The organism is Marinobacter sp. SS8-8, assembly GCF_030540945.1.
Taxonomy (GTDB): Bacteria; Pseudomonadota; Gammaproteobacteria; order Pseudomonadales; family Oleiphilaceae; genus Marinobacter.
In genome coordinates this window covers 24,631-41,265 of the sequence record NZ_JASSVN010000023.1, presented here as the reverse complement: position 1 = coordinate 41,265, position 16,635 = coordinate 24,631, and the positions used below count along the sequence as shown (strand labels likewise).

At 59.2% G+C, this 16,635-nt stretch carries 17 protein-coding genes; 3 read left to right on the top strand and 14 right to left on the bottom strand.

Annotated features, from left to right (window positions below; genetic code table 11):
• Nucleotides 1–23 precede the first annotated feature (23 nt).
• From QPL96_RS17400 to flhA, 3 genes are all read right to left on the bottom strand, one after another.
• Nucleotides 24–836, bottom strand: coding sequence for a MinD/ParA family protein (locus QPL96_RS17400; RefSeq protein WP_303288586.1), 813 nt, complete (start codon nucleotides 834–836; stop codon nucleotides 24–26).
• 99 nt (nucleotides 837–935) lie between these two features.
• Entirely contained in the window at nucleotides 936–2,228 is a 1,293-nt protein-coding gene (gene flhF / locus QPL96_RS17395; RefSeq protein WP_303288585.1) for a flagellar biosynthesis protein FlhF, read from the bottom strand.
• A gap of 60 nt (nucleotides 2,229–2,288) precedes the next feature.
• Nucleotides 2,289–4,463: a flagellar biosynthesis protein FlhA gene (gene flhA / locus QPL96_RS17390; RefSeq protein WP_303288584.1), complete on the bottom strand. Its 2,175-nt coding sequence runs from the start codon at nucleotides 4,461–4,463 to the stop codon at nucleotides 2,289–2,291.
• Nucleotides 4,464–4,681: 218 nt separating this feature from the next.
• Here flhA and upp point away from each other — a divergent pair, with 218 nt between their 5' ends.
• Genes upp through QPL96_RS17375 form a run of 3 tightly spaced genes read left to right on the top strand, consistent with a single transcriptional unit; the run spans nucleotide 4,682 to nucleotide 7,069 of the window.
• A complete protein-coding gene (gene upp / locus QPL96_RS17385) occupies nucleotides 4,682–5,320 on the top strand; it encodes a uracil phosphoribosyltransferase (protein ID WP_303288583.1) in 639 nt (212 codons plus the stop codon).
• A 2-nt stretch (nucleotides 5,321–5,322) separates the two neighbouring features.
• Nucleotides 5,323–6,579, top strand: coding sequence for a uracil-xanthine permease family protein (locus QPL96_RS17380; RefSeq protein WP_303288582.1), 1,257 nt, complete (start codon nucleotides 5,323–5,325; stop codon nucleotides 6,577–6,579).
• Nucleotides 6,560–7,069, top strand: a complete 510-nt coding sequence (locus tag QPL96_RS17375) for a hypothetical protein (RefSeq protein WP_303288581.1) — start codon at nucleotides 6,560–6,562, stop codon at nucleotides 7,067–7,069. Before QPL96_RS17380 ends, QPL96_RS17375 begins: the two co-directional genes overlap by 20 nt.
• A 246-nt stretch (nucleotides 7,070–7,315) precedes the next feature.
• Here QPL96_RS17375 and flhB read toward each other — a convergent pair whose 3' ends face one another.
• From flhB to QPL96_RS17320, 11 genes are all read right to left on the bottom strand, one after another.
• Nucleotides 7,316–8,452 carry a flagellar biosynthesis protein FlhB gene (gene flhB, locus QPL96_RS17370; protein ID WP_303288580.1) on the bottom strand — a complete coding sequence of 379 codons (1,137 nt, stop codon included), beginning with the start codon at nucleotides 8,450–8,452 and terminating at the stop codon, nucleotides 7,316–7,318.
• A 181-nt stretch (nucleotides 8,453–8,633) separates the two neighbouring features.
• Nucleotides 8,634–9,419, bottom strand: coding sequence for a flagellar biosynthetic protein FliR (gene fliR, locus QPL96_RS17365; RefSeq protein ID WP_303288579.1), 786 nt, complete (start codon nucleotides 9,417–9,419; stop codon nucleotides 8,634–8,636).
• Between the two features lie 3 nt (nucleotides 9,420–9,422).
• Nucleotides 9,423–9,692, bottom strand: a complete 270-nt coding sequence (gene fliQ, locus QPL96_RS17360; RefSeq protein ID WP_303288578.1) for a flagellar biosynthesis protein FliQ — start codon at nucleotides 9,690–9,692, stop codon at nucleotides 9,423–9,425.
• Nucleotides 9,693–9,700: 8 nt separating this feature from the next.
• The gene (gene fliP, locus QPL96_RS17355) at nucleotides 9,701–10,477 is read right to left on the bottom strand and encodes a flagellar type III secretion system pore protein FliP (protein ID WP_303288577.1); all 777 of its coding nucleotides are present in this window, start codon (nucleotides 10,475–10,477) and stop codon (nucleotides 9,701–9,703) included.
• A 4-nt stretch (nucleotides 10,478–10,481) separates the two neighbouring features.
• Complete coding sequence (gene fliO / locus QPL96_RS17350; RefSeq protein WP_303288576.1) at nucleotides 10,482–10,931, bottom strand: flagellar biosynthetic protein FliO; 450 nt, start codon at nucleotides 10,929–10,931, stop codon at nucleotides 10,482–10,484.
• Between the two features lies 1 nt (nucleotide 10,932).
• Nucleotides 10,933–11,424 carry a flagellar motor switch protein FliN gene (fliN, locus tag QPL96_RS17345; protein ID WP_303288575.1) on the bottom strand — a complete coding sequence of 164 codons (492 nt, stop codon included), beginning with the start codon at nucleotides 11,422–11,424 and terminating at the stop codon, nucleotides 10,933–10,935.
• The gene (gene fliM, locus QPL96_RS17340; RefSeq protein WP_303288574.1) at nucleotides 11,417–12,415 is read right to left on the bottom strand and encodes a flagellar motor switch protein FliM; all 999 of its coding nucleotides are present in this window, start codon (nucleotides 12,413–12,415) and stop codon (nucleotides 11,417–11,419) included. Before fliM ends, fliN begins: the two co-directional genes overlap by 8 nt.
• 35 nt (nucleotides 12,416–12,450) lie before the next feature.
• Complete coding sequence (locus QPL96_RS17335; protein ID WP_303288573.1) at nucleotides 12,451–12,960, bottom strand: flagellar basal body-associated FliL family protein; 510 nt, start codon at nucleotides 12,958–12,960, stop codon at nucleotides 12,451–12,453.
• A gap of 165 nt (nucleotides 12,961–13,125) precedes the next feature.
• On the bottom strand, nucleotides 13,126–14,319 hold the full coding sequence (locus QPL96_RS17330; RefSeq protein WP_303288572.1) for a flagellar hook-length control protein FliK: 1,194 nt from the start codon (nucleotides 14,317–14,319) through the stop codon (nucleotides 13,126–13,128).
• A 170-nt stretch (nucleotides 14,320–14,489) separates the two neighbouring features.
• A complete protein-coding gene (locus QPL96_RS17325) occupies nucleotides 14,490–14,837 on the bottom strand; it encodes an Hpt domain-containing protein (RefSeq protein ID WP_303288571.1) in 348 nt (115 codons plus the stop codon).
• 33 nt (nucleotides 14,838–14,870) lie between these two features.
• A complete protein-coding gene (locus QPL96_RS17320; RefSeq protein ID WP_303288570.1) occupies nucleotides 14,871–16,634 on the bottom strand; it encodes a PP2C family protein-serine/threonine phosphatase in 1,764 nt (587 codons plus the stop codon).
• Nucleotide 16,635 lies beyond the last annotated feature (1 nt).

The window sequence follows — 16,635 nt, the reverse complement described above, 5'->3', positions numbered from 1 at the left end:
TTTTTTGTTTGACTGGATCTGATTCAGACTTCGACGAGCCGCTCCACAAAGAATTCCAGGTGCCCGCGGGGAGAGGAAGGCAGCGGCCAGTTGTCAACTTTTTCCGCCAGCGCCTTGATCGCCAGGGAGGCTTTTGCCCTGGGATAGGCATCCAGCACTGCCCGCTGCCGCTGAACCGCTTTTTTCACGGCTTCATCGTAAGGCACCATACCGACATATTGTAGTGCCACATCCAGGAAGCGCTCGGTGACCCGGGTCAGTTTTTCAAACAGGTGCCGGCCTTCCTGCTCATTTCTCACCTGATTGGCAAGAATGCGGAAACGGTTGGTGCCGTAATCACGGTTCATAAGTTTGATCAGGGCATAACAGTCGGTGATGGAGGTGGGCTCGTCGCACACCACCAGGAGCAGCTCCTGGGAGGCTCTCAGAAAGCTCACCACCGATTCGGAAATGCCCGCGGCGGTGTCTACGATCAGAACATCGATCTGGTCACCGAGTTCGCTGAACGCGTTGATCAGCCCGGCATGCTCCATGGGGCTGAGCTGGGTCATTCGCTGGGTACCGGAGGACGCCGGTACAATCTTGATGCCACCGGGGCCATCGACCAGAACGTCCTTGAGATCACAGTCACCCGCCAGCACATCCTGAAGGTTCCGGTTGGCGGTAATGCCGAGCAGTACATCGATATTGGCCAGCCCGAGGTCGGCATCAAGAAGCACGACCCTCCGGCCTTTCTGGGCCAGGGCAATCCCGAGGTTAACCGACACGTTACTCTTGCCGACTCCACCTTTTCCGCCGGAAACTGCAATCACCTGTACCGGTTGCGCTTTGCTCATACTGTTTTTTGTCTCTCGCCACGTTTAGCCAGGTGCTGTCTTTTCGGACACTCTCTGCCGGTCTGCCCGGTATCACTGTCCGGTCCCAGGCGCGCTCTGTCAGGCCCCTTCTGCGACCGCCTGCTGTTTCTGGAGGATTTTAAGCCGCTCCACGGCCAGCCGCACCAGCGGAACCGCTTCTGCGTGGTGCAGGTCTTCGGGAATCTTCTGCCCGTCTGTGTAATAGGCTACCGACAGGCCGGTTTCCATCACAAAGCCGAGAGACTCGCCAAGTGTCAGGGCCTCGTCGACCTTGGTCATCACGCAGCCCGCAAGATTTGCCATCTTATAGCAATGCCAGACGGATTTCATGATGCGCGGCTGACTGGTGGCCGAAACGACCAGGTGCGTCTTTATATTGTGATGGCTGCGCGCCAGTTCCGCCAGTTGTTCCTGGTAGCCTTTGTCCGCACTGGTCAGGCCGGCAGTATCAATCAGTACCAGATGGCGGCCTGACAACTCGTCCAGGATATCATCCAGGCTGTGGCTCTCGTCGACGACCCGCACTGGAACGTTCAGAATGCGACCGAAGACAAACAACTGCTCATGCGCCGCTACCCGATAACGGTCAGTGGTGACCAGGGCCACAGAATCGGCACCATGGCTGAGCACATACCGCGCCGCGAGCTTGCCAATGGTGGTGGTTTTACCCGAGCCAGTTGGCCCCACCAGGGCAAAGACGCCGCCCTGATCCAGCCATTCCAGGCGGGAAGTCCGTACGCCGGTGCACAACATTTTAAGGGATTGCTTCCAGCCATCCTCCAGGCGCCCGGCCTTGTGGCGGCGGGAAATTGACCCCGCCAGATCGCTACCGAGACCGAACTCCTGAAGCCGCTCGGCCAGTCTCTGCTGAACCGCACTGGTTGCCGGCACCTCAGGCTCCGGCTTACGGCCCTGCATCAGGTTCTTCAGGGAACGGATCTCCGCGCGCATCTGGGCCAGCTCATCGGAATAACCTTGCCGTGGCGCTTGCACCAACGGCTCAGGCTCATCAAAGCCGGCACCCAACGATTCCTGCACCGCAGAAAACGACGTACCTGCATAGCCGGCCCCCTGGGCGGCCCGCTTTTCCCGAACCTCGCGGATTCGCTCCCGGGACCGGCCGAGCTCGTCCTCAAGACGACGCTGCTGGTCCGCCTGCATCTCTGCCAGGCGGGAGCCGTTGGTGGCCTCCTGCGCCTGGTCGCCCAGTCGCTGGCGCGCCATGTTTTCGTCATAGTCCAGCGCCGTCACAATTTCGATGCCACCGTCAACCCGGCGGTTGGAAAGGATTACGGCGTCCGGCCCCATCTGTTCGCTGACCTGCTTGAGTGCCTCTGCCATGGTCCTGGCAAAAAACCGTTTTACTTTCATAATGCCTCTTCCTCCACCGGCAACGCCGTGCCGGCGCTGTCCGCTCTGTCATCCGCGCCGTTACTGGCCAACGGACGCCACGATTGTGATCTGTTTGTTATCCGGGATTTCCTGGTACGAGAGCACATGCAGGCGCTCTACCCCGTAGCTGGCAAATTTCGCCAGCACCGGGCGCAGAGGCCCGGAGACCAGCAGAATGGCCGGCTTTCCCAGCATTTCCTGGCGCTGGACGCTCTCCTTAAGGGAGCGCTGGAGCTTTTCAACCATGTTCGGCTCCAGAACCAGGCCGATGTCTTCCTGTCCGCCGGATTGTTGACTCTGCTGAACAGACTTCAGCAATAACTGTTCCAGATCCGGGTCCAGGGTGATTACCGGTATCTCCGATTCGTTGCCGCAAATGCTCTGGACGATCATCCTGCGCAGGGACTGGCGGGCGGCCGTGGTCAGCAGCTTCGGATCCTGGTTCTTGGGGTGCACGTTCACGATGGCCTCGGCGATAGACCGCATATCCCGAACCGGAACCTCCTCCTTCAGGAGGTTCTGCAGCACTTTCAGCAACAAGCTGATGGAAACAGTCGTGGGTACCAGCTCTTCGGCGAGCTTGGGCGAAATCTTTTCCAACTGGTCCAGCCACTTCTGGACTTCTTCGTGCCCCAGCAATTCGTGGGCATGCTTCTGTAGCACCTGATTCAGGTGGGTAGCCACGACCGTGCTGGCGTCCACAACCGTATAGCCGAGGGTCTGGGCCTGATCCTTCTTGTCCGGCTCGATCCAGCTGGCATCCAGGCCAAACGCCGGATCCTTGCCTTCAATCCCTTCCACTTTTCCGAATACCTGCCCGGGATCAATGGCAAGCTCCCGGTCCGGGTGAATTTCCGCCTCGGCAATGGTCACACCCATCAGCGTGATGCGGTAGACGTTGGGCATCAGATCGAGATTGTCGCGAATGTGAACCGAGGGCATCAGAAAGCCCAGATCCTGGGACAGCTTTTTACGCACACCCTTGATGCGGCTGAGCAGTTGGCCACCCTGGGACTTGTCCACCAGCGGAATAAGCCGATACCCCACCTCCAGGCCCACGATGTCCACAGTGGCCACATCGTCCCAGCCCAGCTCTTTGGTTTCACCCGGCGCCGGCAGTTGACGGCCCTGGTCGGAACCGGCGTCACCGCCCGGCGGAAGATCGCGGCCAGCCGGACGAGGCGCACCCCCGGCCCGCCCCGGATATACGCCTTCGTCTTCTACCGTCTGGCGCTGATGTTTCCAGATATACCAGGCGGCACCCGCGGCCAGGGCACCCAGGCCCAGGAAGGCTACGTGGGGCATGCCCGGAATCAGGCCAAGGATGATCAGGATGGCGGCGGCAATTGACAGTGCCTTGGGCGCACTGAACATCTGCTGAAGGATCTGCCCACCCATATCCTGGCTGGAAGTAACCCGGGTAACCATGATGGCGGCAGAGGTAGACAGCAGCAGCGACGGGATCTGCGCCACTAGGCCGTCACCGATGGTCAGCAGCGCATACCGCTCCATGGCCAGGCCAAAATCCAGGCCGTGCTGGAGCATGCCAATGGCGACCCCGCCAATTATGTTAATCGCAAGAATCAGCAGGCCGGCAATGGCGTCGCCTTTCACAAACTTGGAGGCACCGTCCATGGAACCATAGAAATCAGCCTCCTGGGCGATCTCCGCCCGGCGATGCTTGGCCTCCTCCTGATTGATCAGACCGGCGTTCAGGTCAGCATCAATCGCCATCTGTTTGCCAGGCATGGCATCCAGCGTAAAGCGGGCGCTCACCTCGGACACCCGTCCGGCGCCCTTGGTCACCACCAGGAAGTTGATGATCATCAGGATCGCAAACACCACCAGACCAACGGCATAGTTACCGCCAATCAATACCGCGCCAAAGGATTCAATAACCTTACCGGCGGCATCCCCCCCCTCGTGGCCGTTCAACAGCACGATCCGGGTAGACGCCACGTTCAAGGCCAGGCGCAACAGAGTCGCCACAAGCAGCACGGTCGGGAAAGACGCAAACTCCATGGGCCGGAGGGCGTAGACACACACCAGCAGGATGACGATCGACAGGGTGATATTAAAGGTAAAGAACACGTCCAGCAGGAAGGCGGGCATGGGTAGAATCATCATGCCCAGCAACCCCATCAACATGACGGGCACGCCCAGATTGCCCCGCGTCAGGGTTTTGACGTTATTAAGGACCAAAGCTCTGTCCATACCGGAAACTTCTCCGTTTAACTGCGCCTGCAAGCGGTATAAGGTCGGGATTCTGACGCCGGGGCGTCGTTCGTGAGGGTTACCGCAAGATCCGTACCACGGCCGGGGGAATTTCACGCTAAGCATTGCTCCGCCGCCTGACTCGCCTAGCCAGATACGGTATCCTTGCGCCATTTAATTGAGACACCGAAACCACAATCAGACACACAGGTGACCCCATGCCAATCCACGAGGTAAAACACCCGCTTATCCGCCACAAGCTCGGCCTGATGCGCCGCGCGGATATCAGCACCAAGAATTTTCGTGAGCTGGCACAGGAAGTCGGTGCCCTGCTGACCTATGAAGCCACCAAGGATTTCAACCTCCAGGAAAAGACCATCAATGGCTGGGCCGGCCCGGTGACGGTGGAACAGATCCATGGCAAGAAAATCACCATTGTTCCGATTCTTCGTGCGGGCCTTGGCATGCTCGACGGTGTACTCAGCCTGATCCCGGTCGCCCGGGTAAGCGTTGTCGGCCAGATCCGAGACGAGGAAACCCTGGAAGCCAGCACCTATCTGGAAAAACTGGTTGGTGAGCTCGACCAGCGCATGGCACTGATTGTCGACCCGATGCTGGCGACCGGCGGCTCCATGATTTCCACCATCGACCTGCTCAAGAAGGCGGGCAGCACCGAGATTCGGGCCCTGGTTCTGGTCGCCGCTCCAGAGGGTATTGAAAAGGTCCTGGAGAAACACCCGGATGTGTCTGTCTACACGGCCTCAGTTGACGAACGCCTGAACGAGAAAGGCTATATCCTTCCGGGTCTCGGCGATGCCGGCGACAAGATCTTCGGCACCAAGCAGAAGGACGCTTGAGCATGCAGGGCCCTATCAACGATCCGGTCTGGAAACAGGTGATCGCGGGTTCCCAGATGCTGTTGGTGGCCTTCGGCGCCCTGGTTCTCATGCCACTGATTACCGGGCTGGACCCCAACGTTGCCCTGTTCACCGCCGGTCTGGGCACCCTGATTTTCCACCTGGTCACCGGCGGCCAGATTCCCATCTTCCTGGCCTCCTCCTTCGCCTTTATCGCGCCGGTTATTGCCTCCAAGGGCCGGTTTGGCATGGAACAAACCCTCGGCGGGCTGATGGCTGCGGGCATCCTCTACATTATCCTGAGCGGGCTGGTTCGCCTCAGGGGCACCGGCTTTGTACGCCGTCTTTTGCCTCCGGTCGTTATCGGCCCTGTGATCATGACCATCGGTCTCGGCCTGGCGCCGGTTGCCGTTCACATGGCCTCCGGGCGCACCGGTGATGGCGCTACCCAGCTGATTCCGCACGACACCGCCATCTGGATCGCCATGATTTCCCTGGCGGTGACCATTATCATGTCGGTGTGGGCCCGGGGCATCTTCCGGCTGATTCCGATCATGTTCGGGGTCATTACCGGTTATATCCTCTCCGCCTTCGCCGGCATCGTCGATACCACACCGATTCAGGAAGCGGCCTGGTTTGCCGTCCCCAACTTTGTTGCGCCGGCGTTCAGTTGGGGTGCTGTTCTGTTCATGATTCCGGTTGCCATCGCCCCGGCCATCGAACACATCGGCGACGTACTGGCCATCGGCAACGTCACCCGCAAGAACTACCTGGAAACACCCGGCCTGCACCGCACCCTGCTGGGTGACGGCCTGGCCACCAGCGCCGCTTCCCTGCTCGGCGGCCCGCCCAACACGACCTACTCGGAAGTCACCGGCGCGGTCATGCTGACCAGGAACTTCAACCCGAAGGTGATGTGGTGGGCCGCCTGCATTGCCATCGCCCTGGCCTTCATGGGCAAGTTCGGCGCAGCCCTGCAGAGTATTCCGGTGCCGGTCATGGGTGGTATCCTGTGCCTGCTGTTCGGTTCCATCGCGGTGGTTGGCCTTAACACACTGATCCGCCATCAGGTGGACCTGTCACAGTCCCGCAACCTGGTTATCGTGGGTGTCACCCTGGTGTTCGGTATTGGCGGCATGGTTCTGGGGAATCTGGAAGGCATTGCGCTGAGCGCGGTGGCTGCCACCACCCTGAACCTGGTGCTGCCCGGCAGCCACGAGGCCTGGGGAAGAGCCATTTATGAGCAGAAGACCGACTGACAGCTCCGGCATCAGCTTCACTGCCCTGTATACCGGTGCCGTCTGGCACCGGCACGGGCTCTCTGACGACACCCTCGCCACCAGGAAGGGCCGCTGGCTGTACCGACTGATGACCCCGTTCGAGGCCGCCATTGGCGGCAACATCCGGACATTCCTGCTCCAGCGCCACCTGATCCTGGATCATCTGATTGACCAGGTGATCCAGGATCAGGGCATTACCCAGGTTCTGGAAATCGCCTGTGGCGCCGAGGGGAGCCGATGGTTCGGGTTATCGAGACTAGCTGCTGAGTTTGACGGCGGGTTTGTTCACCTAGCCTGCCAGATTTTGGGGGTGGCGGGTGTACGGGAAGACTTTCCAAAACCCGCTCCTTGCGGCACATCCCTGTGGCGCTTGAGCTCCGCCATCCATGGCTCCGCACAGTTTTGGAAAGCCTTCCCGCACACCCGCCGTCAAACTTCAGAGATATATTCACACATCGCAACACTTTGACTCTAAAGACGTAGGTTGAGGACCGAACAAAATGGTGGGATTACGACTTCGCCTAACCCTACGACTCTAACGATATCCGAAGGGTTCAAACGTGGGTTTGCGGGCGGGCCTCCCAAAAATGTTGGAGGCCAAGGATGGCCGGAAACAAGCGCACATGGACGTGCTCGTAGCGGTTTTTGGGAGGCCTGCCCGCAAACCCACAAACCCACAAACACCATAATCCTCAGGCTACTAAACGAACCAAACTCAAACATCCCGCCTTAAGTCAGAAGGAATCGGAAAATCAGGCATACCGGGCTTCGGTCCACGCCCCTTACGGAACTGACGAAGCTGGAAGACATAGGCGAGCACCTGGGCAATCGCCATATAAAGGCCGTCGGGAATCTCCTCGCCGATATCGGTGTTGTGGAAAACCGCCCGGGTCAGCGGGGGCGTGCGCAGGATTTCGACTTTGTTCTCGCGGGCGATTTCCATGATCTTGAAGGCAATCTCGTCGGCGCCCTTGGCCACCACTACCGGAGCGCCCATCGCCTTCTGATCGTATTTCAGGGCCACCGCATAATGGGTCGGGTTGGTGATCACCACGTCTGCCGAGGGCACGTCCTGCATCATCCGGCGCTGGGCCATCTCGCGCTGGAGCTGGCGAATCTTGCCCTTGACTTCCGGCTTACCCTCAGTGTCCTTATGCTCATCCTTCACTTCCTGCTTGGTCATCCGGAGTTTTTTCTGGTGATCGAAGATCTGGAAAGGCACGTCAATCATCGCAATGATGATGGTGGCGCAGGACAACAGGAAGAAACTCCAGCCAAGGGTCCAGAGCACGTGCTCCATCGCCGGCACCACCGACTCTTCGGAAATACTGAGCAGGTCTTCGGTGCGCAGGTTGAGGATCAGGATGGCCACGGCCATGACCAGGCCGACTTTGGCAATGGCTTTGACCAGCTCGATCAGGGAACGCATGGAAAACATGCGACCCAGGCCCTTGACGGGGTCCATGCGATTGAGTTTTGGCGCTACCGCTTTGCCGCTGATCAGCAAACCGCCAATGCCGATGGAGCCGAACACGGCGGCAATCAGGAGCATGACCAGGATGGGTGCGAGCGCCCAGGCGGCTTCCTTGGCGGAAGCCAGCAGTTCGACGCTCATGTGCCGGGTGTCAAAAATGGCGGAGCGTTCGATAACGAAGCTGTCGCGCATGATGGCTTCCAGTGAGGCGCCGAGGCTGGCGCCGAACATGAGCAGGCCGCCGGCGCCGGCCAGGAGCACGGCCATGGTGGCCAGCTCCTTGGAACGGGCGGTCTGGCCCTCCTCCCGGGCTTTTTCCAGCCTTCGGGGGGTGGCCTCTTCCGTTTTTTCCTGACTGTTGTCGTTGTCTTCGGCCATTCTCTTAATCCAGCTTGTGCCGTATCGGCAGGCGGGTCAGGCTGTCCAAAACACGCTGTGAATACGTCCCTGTACGCTTGGCTCCGCCATCCCTGGCTCCGCACAGTTTTGGACAGCCTGACCCGCCTGCCTCCGCCTATTCATCGAGGGGAGTCTGCATTCGTCTCGCCTTAACCATTTCCTAAGGCTGCCCTTGCAGCCCCCGCATGAAGTCAAAGGTCTCTCTTGTGTACTGATCAAAGTGTGGCAGAAAATTGGCGTGCAGCACCCATATGGCAAACAAGCCAAAAATCAGGCCAATCGGGAAACCAAGGGCGAAGATGTTCATCTGGGGCGCGGCACGGGTCATGACGCCGAAGGAGATGTTGACAATGAGCACGGCGGTCACGGCTGGCAGCGCCAGGAGCAAGGCGGAGGCAAACATCCAGCTGATCCGGTGGGCAAGTTCCCAGACGCCGGTCTGGCCCAGGCCCTCCATGCCAACGGGCAGGGTCCGGAAGCTTTCGATGAAGACTTCGAAGGCCACCAGGTGTCCGTTCATGGCCAGGAACAGCAGGGTGATTGTGATGGTGTAGATCTGGGACAGCACCGGCACGTTAATGCCGTTGGCCGGGTCGACCATGGAGGCGAAGCCGAGGCCCATCTGCATGGCGATCATCTGGCCGGTAACGACAAAGAGCTGCCACAGGGCGGTCAGCGCGAAGCCCATGCCGACACCAATCAGGATCTGTTGCAGGGTAATTACCACGGCGTCGGCACTGAGGGCCTCAACCCGGGGCACGGCCGGGATCATGGGTACGATAAGCACGGTCATCAGCAGCGCCAGGCCCAGGCGCACCCGGGCCGGCACCAACTGGCTGCCGAAGATGGGAATAACCATAAGAAAGCTGGCCATGCGGAACAGGGGCCAGAGGTGCTGGCCTACCCATTGGCCTATGATGTCCGCGCTGATGTCTGCCGGTATCATCCGTCAGCCGATCAGGTAAGGGATGCTGGAGATCAGGCGGTTGGCATGGTCCAGCAACTGGGTCAGCATCCAGGGCCCCCAGACGATGATAACGACAAGCGTGACCAGCAGGCGAGGCAGGAAGCTCAGGGTCTGCTCGTTTATCTGGGTCGCCGCCTGGAAGGTGCTGACAACCAGACCGATAATCAGACCCGGGCCGATGATTACGGACGACAGCAGGACTATCAGCCAGAGTGCTTCGCGCAGGATGTCGATAACCGTTTCCGGAGTCATAAGGCCCCCTATATTCCGTAACTGGCAGCCAGGGTGCCCATGACCAGGGCCCAGCCGTCCACCAGCACAAACAGCATGATCTTGAAAGGCAGGGAGATGATGATGGGCGACAACATCAGCATACCCATCGCCATGAGGACACTGGCCACTACCATGTCGATAATCAGGAACGGGATGAACAGGATAAATCCGATCTGGAAGGCGGTCTTGAGCTCACTGGTGACAAACGCCGGCATCAGGACCCAGAAGGAAACGTCCTGTGGGGTGTCGTACTGCACGTCGGAAATTCGCATGAACAGGGCCAGATCGCTTTCCCGGGTCTGTTCCAGCATGAATTTTTTGAAGGGCTGGCTGGCCTGCTCAACCGCCTCAAGAGACGTGACTTCTTCCTGCAGATAGGGCTGCAAACCCACCCGGTTGGCCTCTTCCAGTACCGGTTTCATGATGAAGATACTGAGAAACAGCGCCAGCCCCAGCAAAATCTGGTTTGACGGTGTGGACTGCAGGCCGATGGCCTGGCGAAGGATCGCAAACACCACGATGATACGGGTAAATGAGGTCATCATCATGAGCATCGCCGGCAGGAAGGTGAGCGCGGTCATCAGCGCCAGTATCTGCAGGGTCACCGAATATTCCTGCACTCCCTCGCCTTCCCCCGGCGTGACCGTAAACGCGGGAATGCCTGGAATACCGGTAGATTCCTGAGCCAGTGCCAGTGGCGCCCAGGCCAGGCCGGCGAGCACAATCAAGGTCGGGATCAGTTGCTTGAGAGTCGCGGCGCGCATGGGCCTAGTCGTTCCTCGTCGGGGCGGTCCAGGATTTGCCCATCATGGTGTGCAGACGGCGGGCAAACTCACCGGAACTGGCATTGCCGGCATCGACGACGGGCTCGTCAAACACGTGCAGGGTTCTTATCGCCGAGGGCGTAACCCCTAACAGGATCTGCTGGCCACCCACCTCAATCAGGGCGATGCGCTCCCGTGTTCCGATGGCCATGACCGAAACCACCTTGATGGCGTTGTTGTTCATGCCGGTCATGCCGTTCATGCGGCGGATGATCCAGGCACAGCCATAGATCACCGCAATTACGGCGACAAGGCCCAGACCAAGGCTGACGATGGTGCCAAGGGTATCCGGCGACCTGATCGGAGAAGTCGGAGTTTCAGTGCTGGCCGTTTCCTGGGCCAGGGCCGGAGCCACCAGCACCAATAATGAAATGCCCGGGAGCCTTGACCACATATTACTTCTGCAACCGCTTGATTCGTTCGCCCGGGCTGATCACATCGGTCAGACGAATGCCGAACTTTTCGTTCACCATCACAACCTCGCCGTGAGCGATCAGGGTACCGTTCACCAGAACATCCAGTGGTTCACCCGCCAGCCGGTCCAGTTCGATCACCGAGCCCTGGTTCAACTGGAGCAGGTTGCGTATCGGAATCTGGGTGTTGCCTACTTCCATTGATATGGTGACCGGAATATCCAGGATAACGTCGATATCCGGTGACAGGCCATTGCCCCGGGCGGGCTCGGTTCCCGTGTCGAATTCCTCCATGGGGGCCGTCTGAACGCCATTGCCGGCTGCCCCGGATTCACCGGCCTCGGCCATGGCAGCCGACCACTCGTCCTCACGGCCGCCTTCATCGCCGGATTCTTCCATGGCTGCTTCCCACTCGGCAGCCAGCTTTTCATCTTCGCTGAGTTCCTGCTCATCGTTCTTGTCGTCGTCAGCCATTGCGTCCCACCTTCAGTTGTTTCTTGACTTTGGGCAGCGTTGCCCGCTCGTGAATTCTCAGCGCCAGTTTGCCGTCACGGGTCCCCATCGTGGCTTTGTAGATGGGAATGCCGTTAGCGGTAACGGTCAGGTGCTCCGGCATCTCCACGGGGATGATGTCTCCAGCCTTCATTCTTGCGATGTCCCTCAAGGAAATCCGCCGGCGACAGACCGTGGTGTTGATCGGCACGTTCACCTCCTTGATGTCTTCCTGGAGCGCGTTGACCCACCGCTCATCCACATCATCGATATCACTCTGTACCCCAGCGTCCAGCACGTCGCGGATAGGTTCTATCATGGAATAGGGCAAGGCGAAGTGGAGTTCTCCGCCGCCACCGTCCAGTTCGATATGGAAGGTGCTGACCACCACCACTTCGCTGGGGCTGACGATGTTGGCCATAGCCGGATTTACTTCCGAACTGAGGTACTCGAAATCGACCTTGAGCACCGCATGCCAGGCTTCTTTCATATCCTCAAATACCTGATTCAGAACCATCTGGACGATGCGGGTCTCGGTTGGGGTGAATTCCCGGCCTTCGATCTTGGCATGGCGCCCTTCCCCGCCGAAAAAATTGTCCACCAGCTTGAACACCAGCTTGGCGTCCAGCACGAACAGGGAGGTGCCCCGCAACGGGCGCACCTTGCACAGGTTAAGGCTGGTGGGCACATACAGCGTGTGAATGTACTCACCAAATTTCATGATCTTGACGCCGCCGGTGGAAACGTCGGCGTTGCGGCGCATGAGGTTGAACAGACTGATTCGGGTATAGCGGGCAAACCGCTCATTGATCATTTCCAGGGTCGGCATGCGACCACGGACGATGCGGTCCTGACTGGAGAGATCGTAGGGCTTTATGCCGGAATCGTCGGCTTCTTCGTAGGTGTCAATGTCACCGTCATCCACCCCATGGAGGAGGGCATCGATTTCATCCTGTGACAACAAGTCCTGCATACTTAACCCTGCCCCTGATAGGCTTCGCCCATGCCCTATTGCACCACAAAATTCCTGAACAACACCCGTTTGACGGCGGGCTCACCCTCCTGTTCCAGCACCTGGTTCACGGTCGCCAGCATTCGCTCGGCCAGGCCCCGGCGCCCATCGGGTGTCTGCAACTCATTGAAATCACTGTTACCAAGAACCATGACCAACTGGCTGCGAATCAGTGGCAAGTGCAGCTGGGCCGCTGCCAGAGCCTGCGCATCAGTCGCTTCCAGCGCCAGGTAAACCTGGGCATAACGCTGGCGCCCCTGGGCTTGCACCGTCGTAACCAGAGCCTTGTCAATCAGAAGGTAGGTGCTGGGAACAAAGCTTTCTTCCGCAGTTTCGCCCGCCTCCCCATCGTCTTCGCCCATGCCTGGCAAACCAGCACCGAGAAACCACAGGGTGCCCACGACAGACAGCGCAATCGCCAGAATAATGCCAACCACCAGCATGATGATCAGCTTCAGTTTGCCTTTTTTGGCGGGAGCCGTTTCAGATGCGTTATTGTCAGCCATAGTGTTCGCTTTGCCAGAAATTCGTCAGAGGGAGGGTTTTTCCGTGACTTTTTCAGATTGGATGCAAAGGATGGGCCAGAAACCCTAACCTTCCCGTTCAGGACAGCAGTTTAGCGTTGCCGGGAAGGATGGGCAAAAGAGATTGGAAGGGAATGTCGGGAGCCGTCAGGCAAAGATGTCCACTTCGCCTTTCCAGCTCAGGTCAAGGTTAACCGAGTTCAGGCTGTCGTCATCCTGTTCGGTATCGGTACGTGGCGACGCCATGGCCGTACCGGAGGCATGGCTGTCGCCGGTTCCCTGGTCACCGGTCTGCTGCCGGGGCGAGTCAGAAACATCGAATCCGGCCAGAGACAGGCCCTGCTCTCCCAGCATGTCCCGCAACCGGTGGGAATGCAGTTCCAACTGGTCACGCACCACAGGGTTGGCAGAAAGAACGGTGATGTTCGCCTGCTCATTCTGAACCCGGACCTTGACCTCCATCGGCCCCATGTCGGGCGGAGTCAGGTAAATTTCCGCCACCGACATGTTCCGGGCAGTCAGCCAACTGAGTTTGCCGACCAGTTTGTCACCCCATTCAGCGCTGCCAACCGGTACATCAATGGAGGTGGCGTAACTCCTCAGCGGGCCTGCCGTCTCGGCAGCCAGCTTCGCAGCGGCACTGGTGCCGCTTGCCCCTTGCTGCGACACCAGGTCAAGGGCCGACTGGAAACGACCGGAGGTAAGTGCGGTACCCGGATCCGCGCTCCGGCCAGGGTCCGTGAGCGCCGCAGCTTTCATGGCTTCTGTCATCGTTGCATCCGATGCAGCACCGGCAGGAATCTTGCCTTTCTGACCGGGAACGTTCGACAGGAGCCCGTTGAACGGTCCATTGCCCGGTGTCAGTTGGCCCGCCACTCCGGCCGACGCCCCGGACCCGGTTTGGGGTGCGGCTGTATACGGACCGGCCTCGCCCGAACGACCGGATTGTGGGCTCAGCCAGGCCTGCAATTCGGCAAAGGTAAGCGGCAGCGCGGGAGCCTCCAGGTTTGTTCCATCCTCGTCGACTTCAGCCTCAGCAGAGGTTGAGCTCGCCGCCTCAGAGGACCCGACGGCTTCTTCATCACCTTTCACGACAGTGTCTTTGGCGCCGGAAGCCTCACGCTGGCCGGCGTCAGATTGGGCAGTCTGTTGCACATCGGTGGAATCTGCCTTGTCGTTTGGCTCCGCCTTCTGGCGATTCAGACGTTTTTGCTCCGCCTGTGACACCGACTCAAAATCGCATTTTCTTTCAGCCGTATCGCCAGGGTTGGCGGATCTGGAAGGACCGGACTCCTTCTGAATCCCGGGCGCGGGAGTTTGGGGAAGAACCATTTGGGCCATGGCAACCTCTTGCCGCTTTTGTCTCGTTGGCGCCCTCACCTTGCCGGACTCTGGCCGATGCGCGGGCGATTGTTCCACTATTGCAAAAGGCCAAGCAAATGCGGTGCCAGGGCACTCTTGTTTTATAAAGCCAGGTTGTAAAAAGCCGGGGTTGATAAAGCGGACGCCGATTAACCTACCAGCAGACTCTCCAGCCTTTGGGTTACCTGACGAAATTCCTCATCAATGGCATCCAGCAATGCCTGAGCCTCTTCCAGACGAGACTCTTTTCCGGCCATTTCAGCATTCAGGCTCAGTTCGCCGAGCCGGGGAGCACCGATATTGACACAACTGCCCTTGAAACTATGGGCTGTCTTGATGAAGGCATCGCTGTCATTGGCCTTCAGCGCCTCCCGCAAACTCCGGATCCTGTCCCGGGAATCCGCAAGATAGGTCTGTATCAAGACGTCAAATTCGTCTTCCATGACATCCTGAAGCTCAGCCAGCGCTTCCTCGTCAAGGTGTGGCTTATCACTCATGACCAACCCCCTGGTACGTTTGATGACATTTAACTAACGGGCCACATCGCCCGGGTTTGCTGCGGCGCCACTGACGTGCCAATCATAGACAATTTCAACATGATTACCCCGCTCATGAAAGCTGACGGACTCAGAAAGGCGCTTCAACAGCAGCAGACCCCGCCCGGCATATCGCTTACGCCCCTCGGGGTGAGCGCCGGATGTGGCACCCGGATGGCATTGGACATCAAATCCCTGTCCGCTGTCCTCACATTCCACACGCAGCCGGCCGCCACCCGGTTTCAGGGAATGATGAAGGGTGAAACGAATATAATGGCCCTCGACATTGCCCAGACGCCGCTTACGCTCGAGATAGTAGCGGCCAAACCCTTCCGGGGAACGCTTCCACTCCGACGGCAACTCCAGCACCCCATGTTCGAGGGCGTTGTTGTAGAGCTCCGCCAGCAGCGTATAGATCTCCCCGCTTCGCCGGCGAAGGCCCGGGACCTCCATGCAGATATGCAGAAGCAGCGGCAGCGGATTGAACTCCCCAAGGGTCTGCTCCCGGATTTCATAACTGCAACGCCACTCCGCAGGACCGGCAAGCGAGGAAGGCACCGTCCGGTCCGGCAAAGCGGAAAAGCCTGCCTGGTTGCTCATTTCCAGGCAACAGAGCGTCAGATCGTCGCCATCTTTGACCCCCCCGGTAAACTGGTAAACCGCCGACATCATGGCATCAAACGGGTGCTCACTGTTGCCGGGATGTGCCAGAGCATCCGCCACACCCTGCTCGCCAAACACGTTTCCGCTGCTGTCCGCGGCTTCCAGAAACCCGTCGGTCATCATCATCAGGCAGTCGCCGGGGCCGGCACCAAATCTCTGGAATTCCGCATTGAACCGGTCCGACGCGAGGATACCGAGGGGCAGGTGCTGGGATGGCAGCGCCAGCCGGTCACCCGAAGAGCGAATCAGCCAGCCGTCCGGCAAACCGCCGTTCCAGACCTGAATCTGATTGCGCTTGAAATCCGCCTCTATCATGGCACCGCAACAGAACATACCGGTGGGAAGAATGCGCCTGAGTTTCTGGTTGATCTCCCGCAACACATCCTGGCCGTTGAAGCCTTTGCTGGCCATGCCGTAAAAGATTTCCGCAACCGGCATGGCGCCAATGGCGGCCGGCAAGCCATGGCCGGTAAAGTCTCCCATGAAAATGAGCATGCCGCCGGCCGGTCTCGGAGACGCAAACAACACGTCGCCATTAAAAATGGAGTGCGGCGACGCATGGTAGCGAATGTTGCTCGCGTCCAGGCAACCGGAGTGGGCAACGTTGTCGAATACCCGCTTGGCAATTTCCTGCTCTTCGGTCAATTGCCGGTTTCGCTCCCGGATCAGGTCCCGCTGGTCAGACAGGGCCTGGTGCATCAGCCGCATCCGGTTGAATGCGTTGATCTTCGCTTCGATAATGGTCCGGTTGTAGGGTTTTTCCAGAAAGTCATCGCCGCCGGCCTCCAGGCACCGGGCCAGCGCCCCGGCCTCCGACAGGGACGTCAGGAAGATCAGCGGAACCAGCCGTTCGCCAGCCAGGGATTTGATCTGCCGGGCAGCCTCCATACCATCCATCACCGGCATCAAGGCATCCAGTAGCACGAGATCCGGCGCATCCTGCCGGAACAGGGACACGGCATCGAGGCCATTCGAGGCATCCAGGACTTCGTGGCCCAGGCGCTTCAGAAGGGTTTTAAGGATGAGGCGATCACTGTCCGAATCATCGGCGATCAGGATTCTGAGTGGGCGGTGTTCTGCAACGGCATCATCCATG